The organism is Candidatus Rickettsiella isopodorum (assembly GCF_001881495.1).
GTDB lineage: Bacteria > Pseudomonadota > Gammaproteobacteria > Diplorickettsiales > Diplorickettsiaceae > Aquirickettsiella > Aquirickettsiella isopodorum.
The window spans coordinates 183581-206063 of the sequence record NZ_LUKY01000032.1 but is presented as its reverse complement, the minus strand read 5'-3'; the positions used below and the strand labels follow the sequence as shown (position 1 = coordinate 206063).

Annotated in this window: 15 protein-coding genes and 1 tRNA gene; 9 read left to right on the top strand and 7 right to left on the bottom strand. The window is 37.3% G+C overall.

The genetic code is table 11. The features are described 5' to 3' along the window. Nucleotides 1-90 precede the first annotated feature (90 nt). From A1D18_RS03090 to A1D18_RS03080, 3 genes are all read left to right on the top strand, one after another. On the top strand, nucleotides 91-2523 hold the full coding sequence (locus A1D18_RS03090) for a hypothetical protein (protein WP_071662354.1): 2433 nt from the start codon (nucleotides 91-93) through the stop codon (nucleotides 2521-2523). A 69-nt stretch (nucleotides 2524-2592) separates the two neighbouring features. Then, nucleotides 2593-2668 (top strand) — tRNA-Ala (locus A1D18_RS03085). Between the two features lie 197 nt (nucleotides 2669-2865). Then, nucleotides 2866-3684, top strand: a complete 819-nt coding sequence (locus tag A1D18_RS03080) for an HAD family acid phosphatase (RefSeq protein ID WP_071662353.1) — start codon at nucleotides 2866-2868, stop codon at nucleotides 3682-3684. Between the two features lie 132 nt (nucleotides 3685-3816). Here the strand turns inward: A1D18_RS03080 and A1D18_RS03075 are convergent, their stop codons facing one another. Beyond that, nucleotides 3817-6213: an Rne/Rng family ribonuclease gene (locus A1D18_RS03075; protein WP_071662352.1), complete on the bottom strand. Its 2397-nt coding sequence runs from the start codon at nucleotides 6211-6213 to the stop codon at nucleotides 3817-3819. A gap of 784 nt (nucleotides 6214-6997) precedes the next feature. On the opposite strand from A1D18_RS03075, the gene A1D18_RS03070 reads away from it, so the two are divergent. The 3 genes from A1D18_RS03070 to A1D18_RS03060 all read left to right on the top strand — a co-directional run bounded on the left by A1D18_RS03070 (nucleotide 6998) and on the right by A1D18_RS03060 (nucleotide 10885). Further along, nucleotides 6998-7327, top strand: a complete 330-nt coding sequence (locus tag A1D18_RS03070; protein WP_143750420.1) for a hypothetical protein — start codon at nucleotides 6998-7000, stop codon at nucleotides 7325-7327. Nucleotides 7328-7720: 393 nt separating this feature from the next. Beyond that, nucleotides 7721-10336: a DNA gyrase subunit A gene (gene gyrA / locus A1D18_RS03065; RefSeq protein ID WP_071662350.1), complete on the top strand. Its 2616-nt coding sequence runs from the start codon at nucleotides 7721-7723 to the stop codon at nucleotides 10334-10336. Between the two features lie 12 nt (nucleotides 10337-10348). After that, entirely contained in the window at nucleotides 10349-10885 is a 537-nt protein-coding gene (locus A1D18_RS03060) for an orotate phosphoribosyltransferase (RefSeq protein WP_245756772.1), read from the top strand. Nucleotides 10886-10945: 60 nt separating this feature from the next. On the opposite strand, the gene A1D18_RS03055 is transcribed toward A1D18_RS03060, so the two are convergent. Both A1D18_RS03055 and A1D18_RS03050 read right to left on the bottom strand, forming a co-directional pair. Next, on the bottom strand, nucleotides 10946-11782 hold the full coding sequence (locus A1D18_RS03055) for an ankyrin repeat domain-containing protein (RefSeq protein ID WP_143750419.1): 837 nt from the start codon (nucleotides 11780-11782) through the stop codon (nucleotides 10946-10948). Between the two features lie 129 nt (nucleotides 11783-11911). Then, the gene (locus tag A1D18_RS03050) at nucleotides 11912-12583 is read right to left on the bottom strand and encodes an ankyrin repeat domain-containing protein (protein WP_071662348.1); all 672 of its coding nucleotides are present in this window, start codon (nucleotides 12581-12583) and stop codon (nucleotides 11912-11914) included. Between the two features lie 219 nt (nucleotides 12584-12802). Here A1D18_RS03050 and A1D18_RS03045 point away from each other — a divergent pair, with 219 nt between their 5' ends. Beyond that, a complete protein-coding gene (locus A1D18_RS03045) occupies nucleotides 12803-13315 on the top strand; it encodes a CvpA family protein (RefSeq protein WP_071662347.1) in 513 nt (170 codons plus the stop codon). 75 nt (nucleotides 13316-13390) lie between these two features. Here the strand turns inward: A1D18_RS03045 and A1D18_RS03040 are convergent, their stop codons facing one another. After that, nucleotides 13391-13936 carry a carboxymuconolactone decarboxylase family protein gene (locus A1D18_RS03040; RefSeq protein WP_071662346.1) on the bottom strand — a complete coding sequence of 182 codons (546 nt, stop codon included), beginning with the start codon at nucleotides 13934-13936 and terminating at the stop codon, nucleotides 13391-13393. A gap of 151 nt (nucleotides 13937-14087) precedes the next feature. Next, a complete protein-coding gene (locus A1D18_RS03035) occupies nucleotides 14088-14816 on the bottom strand; it encodes a UDP-2,3-diacylglucosamine diphosphatase (RefSeq protein ID WP_071662345.1) in 729 nt (242 codons plus the stop codon). A 108-nt stretch (nucleotides 14817-14924) separates the two neighbouring features. Between A1D18_RS03035 and gltX the strand changes: the two genes are divergently transcribed. Both gltX and cysS read left to right on the top strand, forming a co-directional pair. Continuing rightward, nucleotides 14925-16328 (top strand): glutamate--tRNA ligase, encoded by a 1404-nt coding sequence (gene gltX, locus A1D18_RS03030; protein WP_071662344.1) that lies wholly within the window; start codon nucleotides 14925-14927, stop codon nucleotides 16326-16328. Continuing rightward, on the top strand, nucleotides 16312-17715 hold the full coding sequence (gene cysS / locus A1D18_RS03025; protein WP_071662515.1) for a cysteine--tRNA ligase: 1404 nt from the start codon (nucleotides 16312-16314) through the stop codon (nucleotides 17713-17715). Before gltX ends, cysS begins: the two co-directional genes overlap by 17 nt. Before the next feature lie 30 nt (nucleotides 17716-17745). On the opposite strand, the gene A1D18_RS03020 is transcribed toward cysS, so the two are convergent. Both A1D18_RS03020 and A1D18_RS03015 read right to left on the bottom strand, forming a co-directional pair. Beyond that, the gene (locus A1D18_RS03020; protein WP_071662343.1) at nucleotides 17746-20748 is read right to left on the bottom strand and encodes a hypothetical protein; all 3003 of its coding nucleotides are present in this window, start codon (nucleotides 20746-20748) and stop codon (nucleotides 17746-17748) included. Between the two features lie 172 nt (nucleotides 20749-20920). Next, the gene (locus A1D18_RS03015) at nucleotides 20921-22435 is read right to left on the bottom strand and encodes an MFS transporter (protein ID WP_071662342.1); all 1515 of its coding nucleotides are present in this window, start codon (nucleotides 22433-22435) and stop codon (nucleotides 20921-20923) included. Nucleotides 22436-22483: the final 48 nt, after the last annotated feature.

Below are 22483 nucleotides of genomic sequence, written 5' to 3'. Positions count from 1 at the left end.
TTAATTTTTTGTATTTTTTTGTAAAATTTTATTGTAAACTAATTTTAGATTAAAGTTAAATAAATAAATGAAAAGTATAAAGGGATTTATATGAAAGTTATGGATTTAATGCCTATTAAGCCAAATTTTTCTTCTTGGCCTATTTCTCCTAGTTTAAAAATTTTGTTATTGAATGAGGAAAAATGGCCTGATTATTTTTCTATAAATCCTATTGGTTTAGCAATGATTTTAAGTTCATTTAACCAACAAATTACATCGGTTAATTTTTTTGATAACCCTCCGGAAACGACTCTATTTTTTAGATTTCTAAGAAAACTCGCAGAAACTAAGCCATGGCATAAGGGCGTTCTAAGAGAGTTCAGTGAAATTACCGCTGGGATTTTGGATAAAATAAGTGTAGAACCTCGTTTTAATAGTAAGCAAGAAAACGTCGTGATCCATTATCTTCAACTGTTATCGCTAATGCTCGAACCTAAGTATCGCGATTTATTTAAAAAACCTGAGATTAGCCTTTGGACAAATGATTTTCAAAAAATTTCTCAAAGACCGTTTAACTCACTAAAGCTTTTATCACAATTTCGCCATACCTTACTATTAAGTTTTCAATCGATAATTTTTATTAAAAACTATCCTGTCTTAATACGAACGATTAGCGATTTGGCCTATTCACTGGATAAAGCGCAGATTGATTCAAATGAGCTGGCGGCTATGGAGCTATTCGATACATTGGGTATGCTGGCTCATACGTTGAAAGTGAGTCGGGTAAGGAAGGTTATAGTCAATCAAGCGATGATCAATCGCTCTCTTCAGGATACTCGCAAGTTTATTTATAATCAGTTTAAACGCTATGTCGAAAAAAATTTTTTACAGTTTATTGTATATAAATCGTATCTTGCGCGAAGTTACCCTAACTCGACCCAGCTTACTGAGTTATGTAAAAGTAAAAATTATCGATCGCAATGTAAATCTGATTATGTTCGTTTTAAAGATAACTATCGCTGTTCAATCGATCGACTGCCTAGTTTTTTCATAGATATTAGAAATAATAACTGTTCTAAAGTCGATCTCGATCGCTTATGTGTCGCTATGAGAGCGGTAGAACCGTTTGTTCTTTGGATGGAAAAATTTGGATTTAAAACTAACTATAATGCCAGTCAATATCGTTTACATTTGGCTGACTCTGAAAAAAACTTCTTGATAGATAAATTTCTTTTCGAGCGCGATATTCCTTCTGAAAAATTCGGTACTATGGCCACTTACTTTCCGTTTGAAAACCGAAGCCAAACCGGTCCTTTATTAGGTTCGACCTATACTTACACGCTCGATCCTCCCGCTCTAAAGCATGGATATGTTCACCATTTATATGCTTTGTATGTCCAAAATCGAGAGATCGATTTGACATTGGTCGAAGGGATGGCTGAGTTATATTCTAGCGGTATCTGTTCTGAAAAGAATATTTATGACTTAAGAAATTTTGTAAACGATACCTTTATATTTGAACTTTTTAAAGCACGTCAATACCCTTTTTATTTTAACGCCTTAAAATGGGTCGCGTACTTAGTGAATGAGAAGCCTGACTTATTTAAAACCTTAGTCTGTTTCCTACAGAAGAAGGATAAGGGTAGCTTCTATACAGAGATGGATACATTCATCGATAACGCTTCTAATGTTCAGGCATTTGTGGCTTGGTCGCGTCAGCAGGTCAATCTATGTAATAACTACCTCAGTATTTTCCCTAATGGACATGAACCACCGATGATCTATTTAAATGATATTAAAGTCTGTTTGAATCAAACTCAGACATTGTCTACAGAATTTCCTTTCTTTAATTCTACTAGTGCGCTATCTAAAAGGAATTTTCTGGTTTATTCAGATAAAGATTTAACAGGTTTACAGGAAACTGCTTTAGTTTCTTATTCTAGTGAAGAATTTACCTCACAAGTGAAAAAAGGCCTACCTTTATTATTACATTCATTATTAGCTGGATTTACTTCGGCTTGTCTTGATAATGTCAGTTTAGCTCACAGAAGTAACTATCCTTTACTTCCCGCCTATATCCAGTATGGATTGAAACCTTTCCTCTTTGCTGTGGTGAGTGCGGGCTTGAACAACGTATTTTTTGATCAAACCGTAGAAATAGAACAAAAAATTGCCCGAATTTTTACTTATTTTTCGGTAAATTATCTAAGCGTGGCTATTGGACAACCGCTGACTCAAAAGCTTGCTGAAAAGATCCACAATAAAATACTGTGTTTTTTAGTGCAGATGATGATCTGGACCTTGTTATGGAATCCTAGTTTATTTCTTTCGGAAAATAGCAAGCTATTACCAACATTATTCTTACAGTTTGTTCAAGGATTCTGTTTTAAAGTGGGAGAAGAAACCTATCAACTGGGAAAAAGTCTCTATTCCTCTTCAAGTTTCTGGTGTAAAAAACAGCAGCACTCGTTCGTTGAGAAGACTTTAAATACCAGTGAAGAAATTCAATTGAGTAAAATCACCTTTGTACAATCTAACAGATAAAAGCTTATTTTTACTTAGCTTAATATTCACGGTTGACAGTGTTTGGTGCTACGGTAAAATGCTCAACACGGGGCTATAGCTCAGCTGGGAGAGCGCTTGCATGGCATGTAAGAGGTCAGCGGTTCGATCCCGCTTAGCTCCACCAATAAAAAAAGCCTGAGGCAGTTAATAAATAGCAAAGACTATTTAAAAAACGCAGGCTTTTCAGTTTGAATAATATTAATTGAAATAAATCTCTGAATTTTTTATCATCAATCCTAATCTTTATTTATTTTGGATAAGAACTGTGAATTTTTAGCTTGAGTCGAGTGTCATTTAATTAATTTGATAGAGCAAAAATATATGAAGAAATGGTTAATAGTGACCTTAGTGTATCTATCTGTTTTCTCCCCGCTTGCTTTTGCTAATAATCAATACGTCATTGTTTGCGCGCAGACTGCAAAAAAAAACTCTGCGATAGCTCAAGCGGTTAAATGGTATCGAAATTCGGCAGAGAAAAAAGCTAGTTATCGACAGGTATATAACATCGGATCGGCTTATATTAAACAATGGGTCCGACAGCATCATCCCAAAGCTAAAACCTGGGGCGTGGTTTTAGATATTGACGAAACGACGTTAGATAATTCCTGGTATTACTATCAATGTAGCAACTTAGCTGCGAATCCAGCAGACTTTGAACATTATGTGACGATCCCGCAAAAGTCACACGCATTACCAGGCGTTGTAGCGTTTACGCGATTGGTGCATCAATTAGGCGGTTATGTGAGTTTGGTTTCTAATCGTGATGGTTCTTATGTTGATCGATCTGGAATTACCAGCCTCGAGGCCACTATCGATAATTTAAAACAACAACACGTTACTTTTGATCAAGTTATTTTAGCGAATGATAAAAAATCTAAACATCCAGCAGATAAAAATCCACGCTTTAATGCCGTGACACATGGCTGCTATGATCCCCATGAAATGGTATGGTCTAACAAATTACCTCCACATCTCGTGATTGCCTATTTTGGCGATAACATCCAAGATTTCCCTGAATTTAAGCAAGCTACTGCGTATGCTTTCCCTAATGATACGCAACAATATAGTCAGTTTGGTTTCGGTTATTTCGTTTTACCAAACCCTTTGTATGGTAGTTGGCAAGCTAATCCATCCAGCTAAGTGTTGTCTTTATTGTTTATTAAGAACGTGAAGCATCCATTTTTACAATTTACAGCGTTTCCCTCGGTGGTCTATGTGTTAAAACCGAGGGTTTTTGGAAGGCTAGGTGTTAGATGGATTCAAGTTTAATTATTAGCTTTTGGTTTTTTGATCCTGTTCATAGTGACTGTAGGTGCGATGACGTAATTTGGGTTCACCGCCATAACGTCGCATCGTGTTTCGGCGTTGTGATGAGGGATTGTTAGCGTTTGTAGAGGGAGTAGGGTTGCTGGCATTAACGTTAGCTGTGTTAGTCACTGGATCAGCAAGTGGTTTTTTTTTCTCCTGGCTCGGAGTAATTTTTTCAACCTGTTGTTGCGAGATAATCACTTTTTTTTCTGGAATTTTAGATTCTGGTTTAATGGTTAGATTTTCTTCTCTCGATGCTTGAGTGTGTAGTTTATTTTCGGGTTTTATTACTGTTTTTTCTAACAGGGGTTGCTTTCTTTTATTAGCTAATGATTTTCTTTCTGTGCTTACAACAGCAGGAGTCGATTTATTATTCTGTTGTTGTGGATGTGATTCATAACGTTGAGCGTGATGTTTATTATAACGATTATGTGATTGCTTACCCGCGTTAGGGCGGTGTTGCCCCCCGTTGCCATTGTTTTCGCTTCCTCCTTCTCCATCTTTATCACGTCTGTCTCTATCATCGCGGCGAGGATTTCGCATTCGGTTATTCCGATTTGTTTTTGAATAACGTCTTTCTGAAGGATGCCTATGTGGATCGTTAGGATACATAGATGTATGAGTCATCTCTTTTTTTAATGGTTTTTTATTAAGCTCAACCTTGGTTTTACCGAGATCTTTTAGCATACCTAGCAATCGGCTTAATAAACCTAATTGAGTTTTAGTTTTATTTTTGTTAATCGCAAAGCTTAAGGATTTAACAGCTGGTGTTTCTATCGTTTTAATAGTCGGTGCGCTATAGGGTAACGGTGATTCTGCACAAGATTTATCGAGTATTTGGTAGCTCGCGTTTTCATTCGCCTGCAGATTTATGTTTCTACCTAGACCAGTAATTTTAAATTGAGGAGATTGCCAATAGGGATTAGGTATTAATACTAGGTTTATTTTATAACGTTGCTCAATTTGTTGTATGGCTGGGCGTTTTTCATTGATTAGATAAGTAGCCATATCGACAGGTATTTCGACACGTATTTGCTGGGTAGATTTCTTTAAAGCTTCTTTTTCTATTGCACGTAATAAAGATAAAGTTAATGATTCTATGGTTCGTACCGTTCCTTCACCATTACAGCGTGCACATAGGGTTTCGTTAGCCTTTCCTAAGGAATGGCGTAAGCGTTGTCGTGACATTTCTAATAATCCAAACGCAGAAATTCGACCTATTTGGATGCGTGCACGATCTTTTTTAGTCGCTAAACGTAAGCAGTTTTCGACTTTACGTTGATTTTCTTCTGAATTCATATCAATAAAGTCAATGACAATTAAGCCTCCTAAATCACGCACCCTTAATTGATGGGCAATTTCTTTAGCCGCTTCAAGATTGGTGGCAACGGCGGTTTCTTCAATGTCTACATTTTTGGTAGAACGCCCTGAGTTAATATCGATAGAAACTAAGGCTTCGGTACGATCGATAACTATGGTGGCACCAGAGGAGAGTTCTATTTTGCGCTTAAATGCAGATTCAACGGCTTCTTCAATATCAAAATACATAAATAAGGGGATAGAATTTTGATAAAGCGTAATTCGCGATACAAAATCAGGTCGAATTTGTTCTATGTAATGTTTAATTTTTTCATAGATTTTTTTATCATCGATAATAATTTCGTCAATATCACGTCTTAAATAATCACGTATCGAACGTGTGATCAGATCACCTTCTTGGAAAATAAGGAAAGGAGCAGGGCGCTCATTATATGCTTTCTGTATGGCATTCCATTGTTGGATAAGCAAATGCAAATCATTTTGTAGTTCGGGAAACTCTCTACCTACGCCTGCCGTGCGTAGAATAAGGCCCATATCTTTTGAAAGATCCATTTGCTTCATGAGCTCTTGCATGAGATCTTGCATTTCGCGTCGTTCTTCTCCTTCGATACGTCGTGAAATACCGCCGGCTCCCGGATTATTAGGCATCAATACTAAGTAGCTACCGGGTAAAGTAATGTAAGTGGTTAAAGCAGCGCCTTTGTCACCCCGTTCTTCTTTTTCAATTTGTACCATCATTTCCTGGCCGACCTTCAGCGAGTGCTTGATGGATTGTGATTCATGATTTCTCCCCTTAAAGTATGAAGGAGCGATTTCTTTGAAGGGTAAAAAACCATGACGATCGGCGCCATAGCCGATGAATGCAGCCTCTAAGCTAGGCTCAATACGGCTAATTTTTCCTTTATAAATATTCGATTTTTTTTGTTCTTGACCACTATATTCGATATCTAGGTCGGATAACTTGTTGTCTTCGAGCAAAGCAACCCGAATTTCTCCTGGTTGATTTGCATTGATCAATATTCGATTTTTTTCATTATGCATCGTTGAATCCTATTTTAATGAAGGCTCAACTAAGCTTGCTTATTTGTCAATGTGATAATTGTGGTTAAAAGAAATTAAAAACTATTGCCATTACCTGAAACAATGACCGCTTAATTAATTAAAAGGGGTGAATGAGTCAACAGGGTTCTTTGCATAAGCTATTTTGCCCTTTAGGCTAAGTAGCGAGTTTTAAATATCTGATTTTAACACGGATTATATGCTTGCCTATTCTGAATACCATATTTTTTGCGAATAATATTTACTATTCACAAAATCTGCACCCTAAGAATATCGACCAAATAAAAAGTTGCAAACTTAAGAAGCCGGACTAATTCTCTAATTTTGGCGTTAAAATTCATCACCAAGAGTAAATTTATTAACTAAAAATTTTTACCTTAGTTAGCTCTATTTACAAAAACGTTGATTTCTTATCATTTCGTTCTGTTTTTATGTCAGTTAAATAGAGGGTTTAGCCGAGCTATATACTGACACTGGAAACTAAATCTAGAGCTTATTATAACAGTATTTAGTAGGTTGGCAATAAAAGAGGGGTTTCAGCAGAGGATTTTATAACAATATTGAGTAGATTGGTTAATTAAAATAGGAAGAGGAGGTGTACAGGACTTAATCAGTCAAGTCTAATTTTTATGAGATTTTGTTTTACTTGAAAGTTTTGCTATGCTTAAGTTGGCTTCTACTATGGGCTACGGATTTGTCAGTCTATTGCTGACAATTTTGTTCTTTAATGTTTTTTTGCACTATTTTTAGATGGGGAATTTTGCTTATGTATAAGAAGTTTTTGGTTTCAATGCTGCTGACGGCGGCGTTAGTCGGCTGTAATCATCAGCCTTCTGATAAGCAAGGAGATCAATCAGATACCGCAATGCCTGTTCAAGATCAAATGGCTAATCCAGCGAATTCATCTGGTTCGGATGCACCAATGTCGGTTAGTCCACAAGCTGTGGAGCCTACTCAAACACCACCTAGCGATGTTACGCCCGCTACGCCGGTAACACCGGATACATCATCTAACAAAGAAACCACCAATACGACAACACCCGCAGAACCCGCTAATAAGGATAACTCAGCTAATTCTGCCGCTGGATCAAAATAAGTAAATTTATTATAAACACCAGCCTAAAAATCACTGTTTATAGACTGGTTTAAGAATAATTAATAATTTGCTTTTTCTCTTGGACCTATCCTACGCTGTTTTAAGCAGCATAGGATAGCCAGGAAAAGTCTAAATTTATCCTCTGAAGTTTCCTATTAAATCAAGGAAAAACGCTTCTTTTGTTTAAAAATTTTACTGGATCACACTGCCAGTTAAGCCTATTTATGGTATACTCTTTGGGCTTGAATTTTTGCCTGTTTGTCGCCCAACTCGCAATCCACAGGGTTATTGTATATACCCAGATTGCTGCATGGTTGCGGCACTTGCCAAAAATCCAATTGCTGTGAGTATAACTATCTAGAACTTTTTACGTATCAATAGGTTTGCGCTTTTATGGCAGAATCAGTGGCTAATGAAATTATTTCAGTAACAGTTGAAAAGGAACTAAAGCAGTCCTACTTGGCTTATGCTATGAGTGTCATAGTAGGTCGAGCGTTACCTGATGTGCGAGATGGCTTAAAGCCGGTACATAGGCGAGTTTTATTTGCCATGAGTGAGCTTGGCAACGATTGGAATAAGCCGCATAAAAAGTCTGCTCGTGTGGTGGGTGACGTAATTGGTAAATACCATCCACATAGTGATGGGGCGATTTACGATACCATCGTGCGTATGGCGCAAACCTTTTCCATGCGTTCTGTGTTGATTGACGGCCAAGGTAACTTTGGTTCGGTTGATGGTGATTCCGCGGCTTCGATGCGTTATACCGAAATTCGGATGTCGAAGCTGGCACATGCCTTGCTAGCAGATTTAGCTAAAGAAACTGTCGATTTTGCACCAAACTATGATGAAACAGAACAGATTCCTACCGTATTACCGACCCGCGTACCTAATCTACTGGTCAATGGTTCTTCAGGGATTGCGGTCGGTATGGCGACTAATATCCCACCGCATAATCTTGCTGAAGTCATCGATGCCAGTGTGGCCTTATTAGCCGATCCTGAATTGACCATAGAACGTTTGATGAACTTTATTAAAGGACCTGATTTTCCGACGGCGGGTTTAATTTATGGTAAGCAAGGCATTATTGAGGCGTATCACAGTGGTCGTGGGCGAGTATTTGTTAGAGCGCGTATCGAACTCGAACAGGATGAAAAATCGAATAAACAACGAATTATTGTGACCGAGCTCCCTTACCAAGTAAACAAAGCAAAACTTATCGAGAAAATTGCTGAATTGGTAAAGGAAAAACGTATTGAAGGGATTACTGCATTGCGCGATGAATCCGACAAAGACGGTATGCGCATGGTGATTGAAGTACGGCGCGGTGAAAACGTGGATGTGTTATTGAATAATTTATTTGCGCAAACTCAATTGCAAGTCACGTTTGGTATTAATATGGTGGCTTTGGTCGATGGCAGACCCGTCTTACTTAATCTCAAACAATTAATTATCGAATTTTTAGCACATCGTCGAGAAGTGGTGACGCGGCGTACGATCTTTGAATTACGGAAAGCCCGAGAACGTGCCCATATCTTAGAAGGTTTAGGCATTGCTTTAGTGAACATTGATCCGATGATCGCGTTGATTAAGACCGCTAAGGATCCCGCGGATGCCAAATCTCAGCTGTTAGCACAGACTTGGCAATTAGGTATGGTGGCTGAGATGCTGACTAAAACCGATTTGCTGGAAACCCAATTAACGATAGATGCAGCGCATGAATATGGAGTAAAAAAAGGCGAAAGTAGTTATCGATTATCACCTGAACAGGCGCAAGCAATACTCGAACTGCGTTTACATCGTTTAACGGGCCTTGAACAAGAGAAAATTTTAAAAGAATATCGCGATCAATTAGATATTATTGTTGATTTATTAGATATCTTAAATCAACCGGAACGCTTGCGTCAGGTGATTCATGATGAACTGATAGCAATTAAAGAAGAATTCGCTGATCCACGACGTACCGAAATTATTAGTGTTGATGCTGAAATTAATGAAGAAGATTTGATTCCTGCCGAGGATGTGGTGGTGACATTGTCGCATGAAGGTTATGTCAAACGACAAAGTTTAGATGTTTATCACGCACAACGTCGGGGTGGTCGAGGGAAATCGTCAGGCGATGTCAAAGAAGAAGATTTTATTGAACATTTATTAATTGCCAATACGCATGCTACGTTATTGTGTTTCTCTAGCGTGGGTAAAGTCTATTGGCTAAAAGTGTATAAATTACCCGAAGGTAGTCGGATTGCCAAAGGTCGTCCTATCGTTAATTTATTACCTTTAGGTGAAACGGAACGGATTACTGCCGTCTTACCTGTACAGAATTATAGTGCCGAATATTTTATCTTTATGGCTACGGCGAATGGTACGACGAAAAAAACCAGTTTGATTGATTTTTCTAGACCACGTAACGACGGAATTATTGCGATTGATTTGAGAGCAGGTGATCGTTTAGTGGGCGTTGCATTAACCGATGGTCAGCAAGATGTTTTATTGTTTACTAATGCGGGTAAGGTCATACGTTTTAATGAAAGTAAAGTCCGTTGTATGGGACGTACGGCCTGTGGTGTAAGAGGTGTTAAATTACAAGAAGGACAGCAAGTTATTTCCTTAATCATTGCTAAGCCTGAAGGATTAATCTTAACAGCAACCAGTCAGGGTTATGGTAAACGCACGCCTGTTCCTGAGCATCGCTTGACGAGTCGTGGCGGTAGCGGTGTGGTCGCGATTAAAACCACAGAACGTAATGGAAATGTAGTCGCTGCGGTGCAAGTACTACCTTCGGATGAAGTCATGTTAATTACCAATAAAGCGACGTTAGTGCGTACACGGGTTGCTGAAATTCGTGTGGCGGGCCGTCATTCACAAGGGGTACGGCTGATACGACTGAATGAAGGTGAAAGCTTAGTGGGTTTAGAACGTATCGAAGAAGATTTGATCGCAAGTCCAGAACAAACCGATACATTGATACATTTAGCGCCAGAGAAAACGGATAGCGACAATCTTAATTAAGCCTTAAGCCTAATGATGGAAAAACAAAAATTACTCGATGCGTTAATTAACCTGGGTGTGATTAAATGGGGCAATTTTACGTTACGTAGCGGTGAAATTTCGCCGATCTATATCGATTGTCGCTCAATTATTTCCTATCCGCCGCTATTGCGGGCCGTTGCTAATGCCTTGTGGGGTAAGATAAAACATCTTAAACCGAGTTTGTTATGTGGTGTGCCTTATACCGCATTACCTATGGCTACGGCTATTTCACTCGATCAAAACCTGCCGATGCTAATGTGTCGAAAAGAAATTAAAGAATATGGGACTAAAAAACAAATCGAAGGAGTTTTTAAACTCGGTCAAGATTGTTTAATCGTTGAAGATGTCGTCACTACCGGTGGCAGTGTGTTACAGATAGCGGAGATTTTAAAAAAACACGATATACAAGTAAAAGATATCGTTGTGTTAGTGGATAGACAGCAAGGCGGCAAAGAAGCGTTATTGGCTGCGGGTTATCGATTACATAGTGTCTACACGTTGGATGGAATTATTAAGGTCCATATTTAGTTTATTGGCTTGATTATAAAATGACCGATTAGTAAGCTAAGCTTTGAGATTCTATTATTATTAATTGCTTAAAGCCCATTTCGTTTTGTTACTGAGAGTTCCTGAATCCTGAACTAATCGATTACCATTATCTTTTTTATCTTCAGTTGTTTTTTCTTCTATACCAAAAAATTTTTCTTTGAATAATGTCGCAAGTAATGGATTACTCAATAGATCAATTGCTTTTATGTTTTCATTATTTTTTTTGTCAAGATTGATTCCAGGTTGTTCTAAAAGATAGGTTATAATTTCATCATGTCCGTGCTCACAGGCTAAATGTAAAGCAGTATTTCCTTTTGCGTTAACTTGATTTAGTGTAAAACTATCGCAGTGGTTTTTCAGCTTAGTTAAATCACCGGTTGCTGCGGCTAAGAGAAAACAAATGCTTTTTCTTTTATGCGCTATAGGTAGGTTGGTATTGGTAAAAATAGTAACCCACTCATTTTTAGCGCGCTCTCTATTTTCCATACACAGTTGAATGTAAGTTTTTCTAGAAGGTTTAACTTTTTTATCTGGATTAATCCAAATGATCTCTAAACAGTCCCTAACATCTTCACTATCGGTTGAGATTAATAATTCATAAGGGTTTTTGTTCTCTTTATTTTTTGCATTTTTGTTCGCTTGATGGGCAAGCAGTTCAGTCGCAATGGATGAATGTCCTAATAGAAGCGCATAGTGTAGAGGCGTATTACCGTCTTCATCAGGAACATTGACATCAATTCTATCTTTTAGTTTAATTAGTTTCTTAGCCACGTTAGATAAACCTACTTTTGTCGCTAAACAAAGACAGGTTTTTCCTTCACTATCCGTCAAATTAAAATTAAATTTTTGATTAGCATTCAGCATGTCGATGAACACTAGCGCATCCTTTTCATCTTCGTTAGCAATCAGTGTATGTAACGCAGTGTTTTTATAAGAACAAGGATTTATCTCGTGGCAGGCTTGCAGATTAGGATCGACATCTTGTTCGAGTAGCCAACGAAATTTTTAACAGGTATCAACTCGAGAAACGGCTGCGCTTTGCAGTAAATTACCCGAACAAAATAATTTATGCGGATTAAGGACACCTTTCTCTATGGCGGCTTGTATCCCGACTAACGTGAACGGGTTGCCCGGTAGAAAATAACGAGCCACTTTATCATTAAAAAGATAATTAGGATCAAAGATTTTCTTATTGCGTAGTAGATTAGGATTGTTTGTTTTAAATTTTTCATAGGCTTGTTCGGCAAGCTGATGATCCTTTTTAAAAGTCATATTAGGAAGTATTTGTTTTAATTTAGCGACTATAAAACTACAATTTTTATCCAAAGCATAATCTAAAGGAGAAAGTCCTTTTTTGTCGGTTATATTTTTTTTCCCCGCACCGGCTTTTAGTAAACGATAGACGGTTTTTTTATCGTCTTGTTTTGTCGCTAAATGTAGAGGTGTATCACCTTGTTTATTTTTAGCGTCGACATGGATGCCAGAGAGAGTTAATAAGAGCTTCGTGACGGCATAATGTTTATTGACGATAGACCAGTGTAATGCGGTATTATCATTTGAACTTTTATGATTGATAAAGTTTTTATCTAACAAGCTTCTAACTTTGTCTACGTCTCCTTCGGCTGCAGCGCGACGTAACAGAGTTCCTGCGTCAAGAGTAGAATTCGATTGCCACATGACACTACTTCCTTTGAATTAATTAAAAATTAAGTGATAGAGGAGTTAATGGGTTTGTATTTAAAATACTATCGGTCTTTTTTTGTCCTAAGATATAGGCTTTCTCCGTTTTCAAACGTTATTAATATCACTACTTTAAAAAAGTAGTTTATACTATATAACCCAACGGGGTGCTATCTACACGTTTAAAATTCTTTACACTATTCTAAGGTTTTTCTGATGTCTACATTTAATTGGATCGATTACACCATTATCGCCATCATTGCGCTGTCCGTATTAATTAGCGTCATGCGAGGCTTTGTGCGCGAAGTGATTTCTTTGGTTATTTGGGTTGCCGCGATTGCAGTCAGCTTTATTTTTTATCGTTATATTGCTGATTTACTGGTAAATTTTATTCATTCTGATTCAGTCAGGTTAGTGGTTAGTTTTGTCGGTTTATTCCTAGTGACATTAATATTGGGTATGCTGATTAATTATTTGATCGGTCAACTTGTCGCGAATACTGGATTAAGCGGCACTGATCGTGTGTTAGGGATTATTTTTGGAATTGCACGCGGAATTTTAGTGGTAGTGTTATTAATGATGCTGGTCAGTTTAACTCCGTTCGCTAAAGAAGCATCTTGGCAAGAGTCCGTATTAGTACCACATTTCCAACCTTTAGAAGATTGGTTGAGTAGTTTCTTACCCGAGTCTATACATAGTCATCTTGAAATACAGAAAGCTCAATACTAATTTGAGCAAAAGGTTTATTAAGCGAATGCTGTTTACTGAGTATAAACTACTCAGTAAACAAGCTATTTAGATTAATTATTCTTGAAGTGTTGCAATTTCGAAGGCAACCGCTGCAGCATTTAATACTGACGCGATACGCACACTCGATTGCATCCCCAGTTTATTGACACCATTTTTTATCAGGCCGCGAGTATGGGCTTCAATGCACAGGCCACAACCATTGATTACCGATACCGCTAAACAATTTAATTCAAAATTCACTTTATCGACACCTGGATCGCTAATCACACCCATGCGTAAATTAGTCGGCATACTCGAAAATTCTTTATCATTAACCAAATGAATGAATCGATAATAAATATTATTCATTGCCATGATAGTGGCTGCGGATTTGGCAGCGTTAATTTCTGCTTCTGACAATATAGATTTAAACTCCGATAAAACGGCTCCTATTAAGGCTGTATTTTTTATGCTATACGCCGAAGCCAGTGCAATGCCGCCGATTTGTTTTTTGCTTAAATCCGGTGAGCCTTCTTCTGTTAAAATGTTCGATAGATTTAGTTTAATATCTTTTGCACTGTCTAACAGTTTGTTTTTGAATGTTTCTATCGTTAGGATCATAATAATCTCCTGAAAGGTTATGGTTTGGTCTACAGTGCGATGCTAGGGGGGGCTCCGCCTTTTTTCCAATGACAAGGACATAATTCGTTAGTTTGTAAGGTATCCAGTATACGTAATACGTCTTTGATTTTAAACGGTAAGCTAATCGAGACTAGTTGAAATAGATTAATTCAAAGCTATGATTCGGTAATGCGCTTAATACATTCCCTTGCTTAGAAGTCCAGTCGCTTAACACAAAACGTTTTATCCATGTATCATCCGCAATTTTTATTAATTGAATACTCGGTAAATGAGTGTGACCATGGATGATTTGTTGTGTACCTGAATAGTGTTTTAAGAAAGCTAACATATCAGGCAGGGTTACATCATATTTCGTCGCATCAGTCGGTGTGGTGGAATGTTCTTGATTACGTAAGAAATTAGCAGTTTTTTGTCGCCATACTAAAGGTAGATGTAAAAATAAAAATTGCCAAAAGGGATTACGCGACCAGCGCCGATAGCGTTGGTAATGTTTGTCTAATGTGCACCAACTATCACCATGTGTGAGTAATGTGGGATTTCCATACAAATCAATCATTGTCGGATCAGTAAGATAGCGGCAGCCCGTTTGCTGAATAAAACGTTTACCTATGAGAAAGTCGCGATTCCCGGGCATGAAGTAAGTTGCTATGCCACTGGCCGTTAATTCAGCGAGTGCCGCTATAATGCTTTGATTGTAGGTGCTTAAATTATCGTCACCTACCCAAATTTCAAATAGATCACCTAATATATATAAAGCTTCAGCTTGCTTGGCTTGGTACTGTAAGAAATTTAGAAACAACTGCGTTATGGCAGGTTGGTCGCTACTGAGATGTAAATCGGATATAAAGAGGGTCGACATAGGACTTAATCATAGCGTAAATTAGCAGGTCGTGATGATATTTTTTAACCCTAATAATAGTTAAACATCTTGGATGAACCTACCAAAATTTTAAACAAGTAGTTGATTATGAAAACTCGTTTTGCACCTAGTCCTACCGGCCATATCCATTTAGGAAATGCTAGAACCGCGTTATTTAATTTTTTGTTGGCCCATTCACAGGCCGGTTGTTTTTTATTGCGGATAGAAGACAGTGATGCAACGCGCTCGCTATTGGCGCTGGCTAAAGAATTAGAGGAAGACTTACTCTGGTTAGGTTTACCTTGGCAGGAAGGTCCTGGTCAAGAAAAAGGCCTGGGGCCTTATTACCAATCGCAAAGGCAAGCGATTTACACGCTTTATTATGAACAATTAGTTAGTATCGGTCGTGCTTACCCTTGTTTTTGTAGTGAATCGGAATTGCTCATGATGCGTAAACATCAGCTGGCACTGGGCAAACCACCACGTTATAGCGGCCAATGTCGTCAATTAACTACCGAGCAAGTGGCCGAAAAAAAGGCTCGAGGTCAGTTAGCGAGTTTGCGTTTTCATGTTTTACCTAAGCAAGTGATACGTTTTGATGACTTTGTCAAAGGCAAGCAAAGCTTTTCCAGTGATGATATCGGCGATTTTGTGATTCAGCGGAGTGATGGTTCAGCCGCATTTTTCTTTTGTAACGCGATTGATGATGCATTAATGAAAGTTACGCATGTATTGCGTGGTGAAGATCATCTCACCAACACACCACGGCAAATTATGTTATTGCAGGCTTTAGGTTTAAATATTCCGGCTTATGGGCATATGGCATTAATTGTCGGTGAGGATGGTGCGCCTTTATCAAAACGTCATGGGAGTTTTAGTATTAAAGGTTTGCGGGAAGCAGGTTATTTTGCCGAAGCCTTACAGAATTATTTAGCACGCTTAGGTCATACTTATCCTAATCCAAGTTTTCTTGATATTCATGCTTTAGCCGATCAATTTTCACCGAGTCGTCTCGGAAAATCACCGGCACACTATGACCCAACCCAATTATTATATTGGCAAAAACAAGCTTTATTACATATTTCTAATGATAAACTGTACGAATGGTTAGAGCCTAAAATAAAAAATTTAGTGCCTTGTGTGGCTGAATTAGAATTTATAGAGTTGATGCGTTCGACAATTTGTTTTCCTGAGCAAGCAGTAGAATGGGCGACTATTTTATTTGCAGAATCTAAGGGATTAAGTTTTACCCGAGAAGTGAAGGAATTCTTACAAAAAGTTGATCCATTGTATTGGCAGACACTCTTAGACTTATTAGAGCAAAGCAATACAGATTTTAAAGTTTTAATAAAACAGTTACAAGAAAAATTAAATCTTAAAGGCAAAGCTTTGTTTTCACCCTTACGCTTGGTATTAACGGGGCGTCACGATGGTCCTGAGCTGGCTAAATTATTTAGCCTGTTAGGCAATGAAAAAATTCGCGAGAGAATATGCTATGCTAAAAATTTATAATACGTTAACGCAAAAAAAAGAAAAATTTAGACCCCTGCATGCCAAGAAAGTCGGTATGTATGTGTGTGGCATGACGGTCTATGATTTGTGTCATATTGGCCATGCTCGCGTATTGGTTGCTTTTGATGTCATGCTGCGTTACTTAAGCATGCAAGGGTATCAGGTAAATTATGTTCGTAATATCACTGATATTGACGATAAGATCATCAAACGTGCCAAAGAAAATAATGAAAGCATGTCAGCATTGACACAGCGCATGATAGTAGCGATGCATGAAGATTTCGCCCAATTAAATATCCTGCCACCGACGCATGAACCCAGAGCAACGGATGCTATCCCACAGATAGTAGATTTAATTCAAATCTTGCTCGATAAAGGTTATGCCTATCAGGCAGAAAATGGTGATATTTGTTATGCAGTGAATAAATTTAAATCGTATGGCGAATTAGCGCATCAAAATTTAGAAAAGTTACGCCATGGTTCACGTGTTGCTGTCGATATTACCAAAAGAGATCCTTTAGATTTTGTGTTATGGAAAAAAGCTAAACCCAACGAACCGAGTTGGGAATCTCCCTGGGGAGTAGGGCGCCCCGGTTGGCATATTGAATGTTCGGCCATGTCGATGGCGGCTTTAGGCGAACATTTTGATATACACGGCGGAGGGTTAGATCTGGTATTTCCTCATCATCAAAATGAAATAGCTCAATCTGAAGGGGCAACCGCTAAGAAGTTTGTTAATACCTGGATCCATGTGGGTTTTGTACAAATCAATCGTCAAAAAATGTCTAAATCATTAGGTAATTTTTTTACGCTGCGTGATGTTTTAAAAGAATATCCAGCTGAAGTGATACGCTATTTCTTAGTGTCGAGCCATCATCGTAGTCCGATTCAGTACAGCCAAGAAAATTTACAAACCGCACAGGCGGCACTACAACGGTTGTATACCAGCTTACGCGGCTTGGTGGGTAAAGCGCCACAAACTTTTGTTCCTGAGCAATTCTCAGGAGAATACCTAGAAAAATTTCAAACGGCGATGGATGATGATTTTAATACACCCGACGCCTTAGCAGTCTTATTTGAATTAGCACGTGAAATTAATCGTTTTCGCGGAACGAATAATAAAAAAGCGCAGTACTATGCGGAGTGTTTACGCTGTCTGGCAAGCATCTTAGGTATTTTACAACAGGATCCAGAACAGTTTTTAAAACTTGGCCTAGTACAAAATAGCAACGAGGCAGAAAAAATTAACCTTTTAATTATTGCACGCAATGAAGCGAGAGCGGCTAAAAATTGGCAAGAAGCGGATAGGATACGTGATGAGTTATTGAATTTAGGGGTGGTATTGGAGGATAGTATCACCGGGACTGAATGGCGGCGAAATAAATGATTAACTCAGTCCTGCTATGCTATGATCCCTTTATAAGCGGTAGGGATGCTTTATTTCATTGATGGGTTGCGTTTCTTTATTGTTACAAAAAACCTGATTTAACGCTTGATAAAGCTTACCCAGTTCTCCACGGGCTACAGCAGGATACATGATTTTTAATTCCATTAAGTCGTTAGCGTGTAAACCTCTTTTTAATAGATCTTTAAATGCTTGGGCAGCTGTTTTTAGTTGTTTAGAGCAGCACATTTTTAATGAAAAAAATTGTGTGCAGCGGGGTATAGTCATTTCATTGAAAGCTAATCGGTAAAAATTATCAACTAATAAATCACTATGAATAGCCAGCGTGGTTTTAATTAAGGTTTGATCCTTGCTTAATAGGAATGTCTGACAAATAAACTTTTTAAAAATTTCATTATTTTTAAGTGTAGCAAAACGATCAACATGCTGATTAAAAAAACTTAAAAAATGAATAGCTGCATCAGATTGATAGTTTAAACTAAGCAGTAATAAATTTTTTTCATGTTTATTTTTAGCGAGCAATAATTGTTCAAATTCGTGAGTAAAACTATCGATATACTGATCGATAAAATCTAAAATATTTTTTATGCTATCCGGTTGATAACGGACAGCAAGATGCAAACAAGTATACCCACGTTTATTTTTCTGGAAGATAATTTCTTTAATCGTTTTCGTATTAAATTTATCGAAATTATCAAGGATAAAATTTAAAAAAAGCTGTAGGTTGCCGGGCTGGTTATGCGCTGCGCTTAAAAAATTCCAACCATCAGAATTTTGTTGTAAAAATAAGTTTCTCAAGGTTTCTCTGTCGAAGACTTGAGATTGCTGCTGCATGAATTCAATGATTCGATTGATGGCCGCTGTTTGATAATGAGCCGCCAGCATTAAAAAATTACGACCGGTATCGTTTTGTGCAAAAAATAAATTCTTTATTGCGATATCAGAAAATTTATCTCTCTTTTCTTTGATGAACTGTAAAAGTAAAGACAGATTGCTCGGAGAGTAACGCGCTGCGGCATGTAAACAGTTCCAATTATTTTTACTGGAATGTAAGAAAAAATCACTTAAACTAGGGAGTTCAATGTGATCACTATGTTGATTAATGAAAGCTAAGAAACTGCTGAGTGCATTTAAATTGGATTGCGCCGCCAATCGTAATATATTTCCCATGTGATTGTTTAAAATCAATTTTAGCCATTGGGTATTTTTAGAAAGTTTAAATTTTTCACTGATAAAATCTAAACAAATAGTGACTTCATCGTTAGTTTGATAGCGCGCTAAAAAGTATAAAAAATTCCATTCAGAATAGGTGGATTGATTGAAGATTTTATTGAGAATTTCTTCATCGAAATAATAAGGATTTTCACTGATAAAATCAAAAATAAATTTCATAGCATCCGATCGATATTTAGCGGCTAAACTAATAAAGTTCCAGTTCTCTTTGTTTTTTCTAAAAAATAATTCGGTAATGTTTTCTTTTTCAAAACAATTAATAAATTGATTTAATAAACCCAAAATATGTTGCATTGTTTCGGTATGGTATCGCGCAGCTAGCATTAAAAGATTAGAGCCTTCACTATTTTGTTTGGCAGCAAGATTAAAAAACACTTGATGAGAGTGATTACTTTTAGCAAAAATAAGGCTAAAGGCTTTTTTAGTAATTTCAGGTCGATATCTAATTGATTTTAAGAGTAGGTTATGATTGACATCCATTACCGTTAAATTTTTTTTACTAGCATTTCCAACGATGATGTTGTCTAAAATAAATTTATCGTTTTGAGAAAAAAATAAGGTATAAGTAAAATTTAATTTTTTTAATAGTTCTCGAGCATTAGAAACGTTACGGGGCTGCGCTATTAAAAAATTAAAAAAAGTGTCAAGATTTTTTATTATCAGTGGATGGGTTATGAGTTTTTTCCAATAATCAGGGAACTTATCTTGAATTGAGATTAATTCGTCAAACAGTAGTATAAAATTTTGATCATAAAGTTTATTATGAATAAGCTTAGTTTCTGTTTCAATAGTCGCTTTTTTAGGGATTAGGGCTTGATAGTAAGCGTAATCCATTAAATCAACTATTTGTGGTTCCGCGGTATAATAGTTATGGTTGTTTAATTTTTGAAAAAAAAGCTGTCGAATCAAAGACCAATTAATATCATAAATCCGCGTTGCGTCACCAAATTCGTCAAACTTATCTAGAATGAAAAAAGGACAAAATTTATTTGTATTTGACTTAGCGGGATGAGTTAAAAATCGCTGTATAATATCAAGCATATGTTCTGCAGGACCGGTGGCATAACCCATATCTTCAGGGCCTTTATATCCATGCTGATTTAAAATAAGTTGTAATTGTTCAGCTAATAAAAAAGGAATTTTAAATGCCGTATAGTGTGTTGAAAATTCTTCTAAGCGTTCACGAATCGTGCTACCGGATAATAAACTTTTGTATTGATCGTTTTGAATATTCGGTTCTATAGCTAAGCCTTGTTTTTTTGCAATTCGACATACCCGATCGACAACATGAACTTGATATATCGCTTCAACGGTATTGGTTAAGTGGGCGGCAATTTCTAATATAATACTTTTCCTAACTAAATATAATAACTGATCCAGATCGGTTGGTATTTGTAGTGAATTGACCAGTTTATTCACCCGAATGTGAAAACCGGGTGTGCATTGATGGATATCTTCGAGTAATTCGAGTAATAATATTTTACTTGATTCGTTATCTAAAGGACCTAGAGGCGTGTCTAAACCACCTGAAACACGATAATATAGAAATGATAATTGCTCTTTTAAAGGTTTTTTAAGTTTATATTGAGCAATAGGGCCGACATGTTTAAAAAAAATATTTTTTTCTAAGTTGGGCGTAACTTGACGACATTTATTTTCTAATTCTGTCAACCAAGCTTCAGGTAGTTTAGGCAAATCATTGATTTGTAGAGTTAAAGGCGGAGTGTTTTGGAAGCATTTATTAAGGTTTAAAGCGGAATCGAAAACATAGGAAGTAGGCATTGATCTTAGGTTTTTTTAAAAATAAAGAGTGACTTCCTTGCAGTTAAATAGATTAAAAGTTTTAATGACTAAAAAATGCTGGCATTATAAATTAGTTTTCTTAGCAGAAACTTAAGAAATTAATTTAATCAATAAATAGATAAGAATGCGGGATGTCTGGTTTTTAATTGATCTACTTTTTACGTGGAAGCTTAGATACTAGCGTTAAGGTAATCAAGCCAAACAAAGCTGCGACAAACATGGTGATACTAAAGGAGGTCGTATACGCTTTAGCGGCGGCTGTTTTTAACAGGTGCAAATTTTGTGCTGACAAATGACGGACTGCTTGCATAGCGCGATCCGATTGTACTAATAAACCATCAATTTGATATTCCTGCAGAGAGGAAAAGGGGGCCGCACTGTGTTTTAAAAAAGAACCGAGTTGCCATTTATTTAAACTGCCTAACAAACCTGCTAACACGGCTAAGCCTATCGAGGTACCAAATTGTCGTGAGCAATTCAATATCGCACTAGCAATCCCTCGTTGTTCGACTTTGACCATATTCATTACCGTTACCATAATGCCGGATAATATCAAGGGCATACCAATACCAAAACCGAGTAAACCAGGAAATAAAATAGGATAGGTTTGATGATGACAAAAAATACCTATCCAAATAAGACTTAATATAACAAGTAACGATCCCCAAAACATCGGTATCGTGGGCCCGTATTTATCACGTAAATGACCACCAAGCGGAGCCATAATAATAATAGGCAACATAGCCGGTAACAGCAATAGGCCGGCTTTTAAAGGGGTGTAATATAAAACATTTTGTAGAAATATCGCCCAAAATACAAATACAATACCCACCGCTTGAATAATTAGCAGCACACTAAATAAAATAGAAAAAGTTAGATTTTTAAACAGAGTTAATTCTACTAATGGATTGCTGGTTTTATTTTCCCATACAATAAAAGAAACAAGACTGAGTGTGCTAAATAGAAATAAACTAATACTAGATAAAGAGGTCCAGCCCCAATTAGGACCTTCCATAAAACCTAATACAAATCCGCTAATGAAAAGGATGGAGATAAAAAATCCTAACCAATCGATATTTAATTTTTCAGTGCGTGTCCAGCCAGGAACAGAGGAAATCGCTAGAAAAATACTGATTAAAGCGATCGGAAAATTAATCCAGAAAACGGCACGCCAACTAAATACCTGAGTTAAAAATCCTCCTAATAAAGGTCCTAAGGCAAGGAAGATAGCCGCCAGGGCTACATAAATTCCTAGCGCTTTGCCACGTTCCTTATCAGGAAAGGCGTTAGTGACCAAAGCATTGGTCGAAGGCATCATAAACGCACCGCCGATACCTTGTATGGCACGCATCGTGATTAACCACCCGCCAGACTCGGCTAAGGCGCTTAATACCGATGCCAGTACAAAAACAGTTACGCCAAATAAAAAAGCACGTTTATGGCCTAATCTATCGCCAATTTTTCCACCCAATAAGATGATGGCACTTAAAGCTAACAAATAAGCATTGATGACCCATTGTGTGAGGCTATTACTGAGATTCAGTTCACGCTGAATAGCCGGTAAGGCGACTGCTAAGGCCGTTTGGTCAATAAATACCAGTGCTAAGGAACTGGACATGGCGAGTAGGATCCACCATTTACGGTTTTTTTCAGTAAATTTAAGCATGATATTTCTTCTTAGCCTTTAAAAATAGACTATCATTTTAATAAGAGT

Coding starts and splice junctions, on each gene's coding strand:
- A1D18_RS03045 (WP_071662347.1), top strand. CDS start 12,803: ATGTCTACATTTAATTGGATCGATTACACCATTATCGCCATCATTGCG.
- A1D18_RS03070 (WP_143750420.1), top strand. CDS start 6,998: ATGTATAAGAAGTTTTTGGTTTCAATGCTGCTGACGGCGGCGTTAGTC.
- cysS (WP_071662515.1), top strand. CDS start 16,312: ATGCTAAAAATTTATAATACGTTAACGCAAAAAAAAGAAAAATTTAGA.
- A1D18_RS03050 (WP_071662348.1), bottom strand. CDS start 12,583: ATGTGGCAATCGAATTCTACTCTTGACGCAGGAACTCTGTTACGTCGC.
- A1D18_RS03040 (WP_071662346.1), bottom strand. CDS start 13,936: ATGATCCTAACGATAGAAACATTCAAAAACAAACTGTTAGACAGTGCA.
- gyrA (WP_071662350.1), top strand. CDS start 7,721: ATGGCAGAATCAGTGGCTAATGAAATTATTTCAGTAACAGTTGAAAAG.
- A1D18_RS03080 (WP_071662353.1), top strand. CDS start 2,866: ATGAAGAAATGGTTAATAGTGACCTTAGTGTATCTATCTGTTTTCTCC.
- A1D18_RS03090 (WP_071662354.1), top strand. CDS start 91: ATGAAAGTTATGGATTTAATGCCTATTAAGCCAAATTTTTCTTCTTGG.
- A1D18_RS03075 (WP_071662352.1), bottom strand. CDS start 6,213: ATGCATAATGAAAAAAATCGAATATTGATCAATGCAAATCAACCAGGA.
- A1D18_RS03015 (WP_071662342.1), bottom strand. CDS start 22,435: ATGCTTAAATTTACTGAAAAAAACCGTAAATGGTGGATCCTACTCGCC.
- A1D18_RS03060 (WP_245756772.1), top strand. CDS start 10,349: ATGATGGAAAAACAAAAATTACTCGATGCGTTAATTAACCTGGGTGTG.
- A1D18_RS03020 (WP_071662343.1), bottom strand. CDS start 20,748: ATGCCTACTTCCTATGTTTTCGATTCCGCTTTAAACCTTAATAAATGC.
- gltX (WP_071662344.1), top strand. CDS start 14,925: ATGAAAACTCGTTTTGCACCTAGTCCTACCGGCCATATCCATTTAGGA.
- A1D18_RS03035 (WP_071662345.1), bottom strand. CDS start 14,816: ATGTCGACCCTCTTTATATCCGATTTACATCTCAGTAGCGACCAACCT.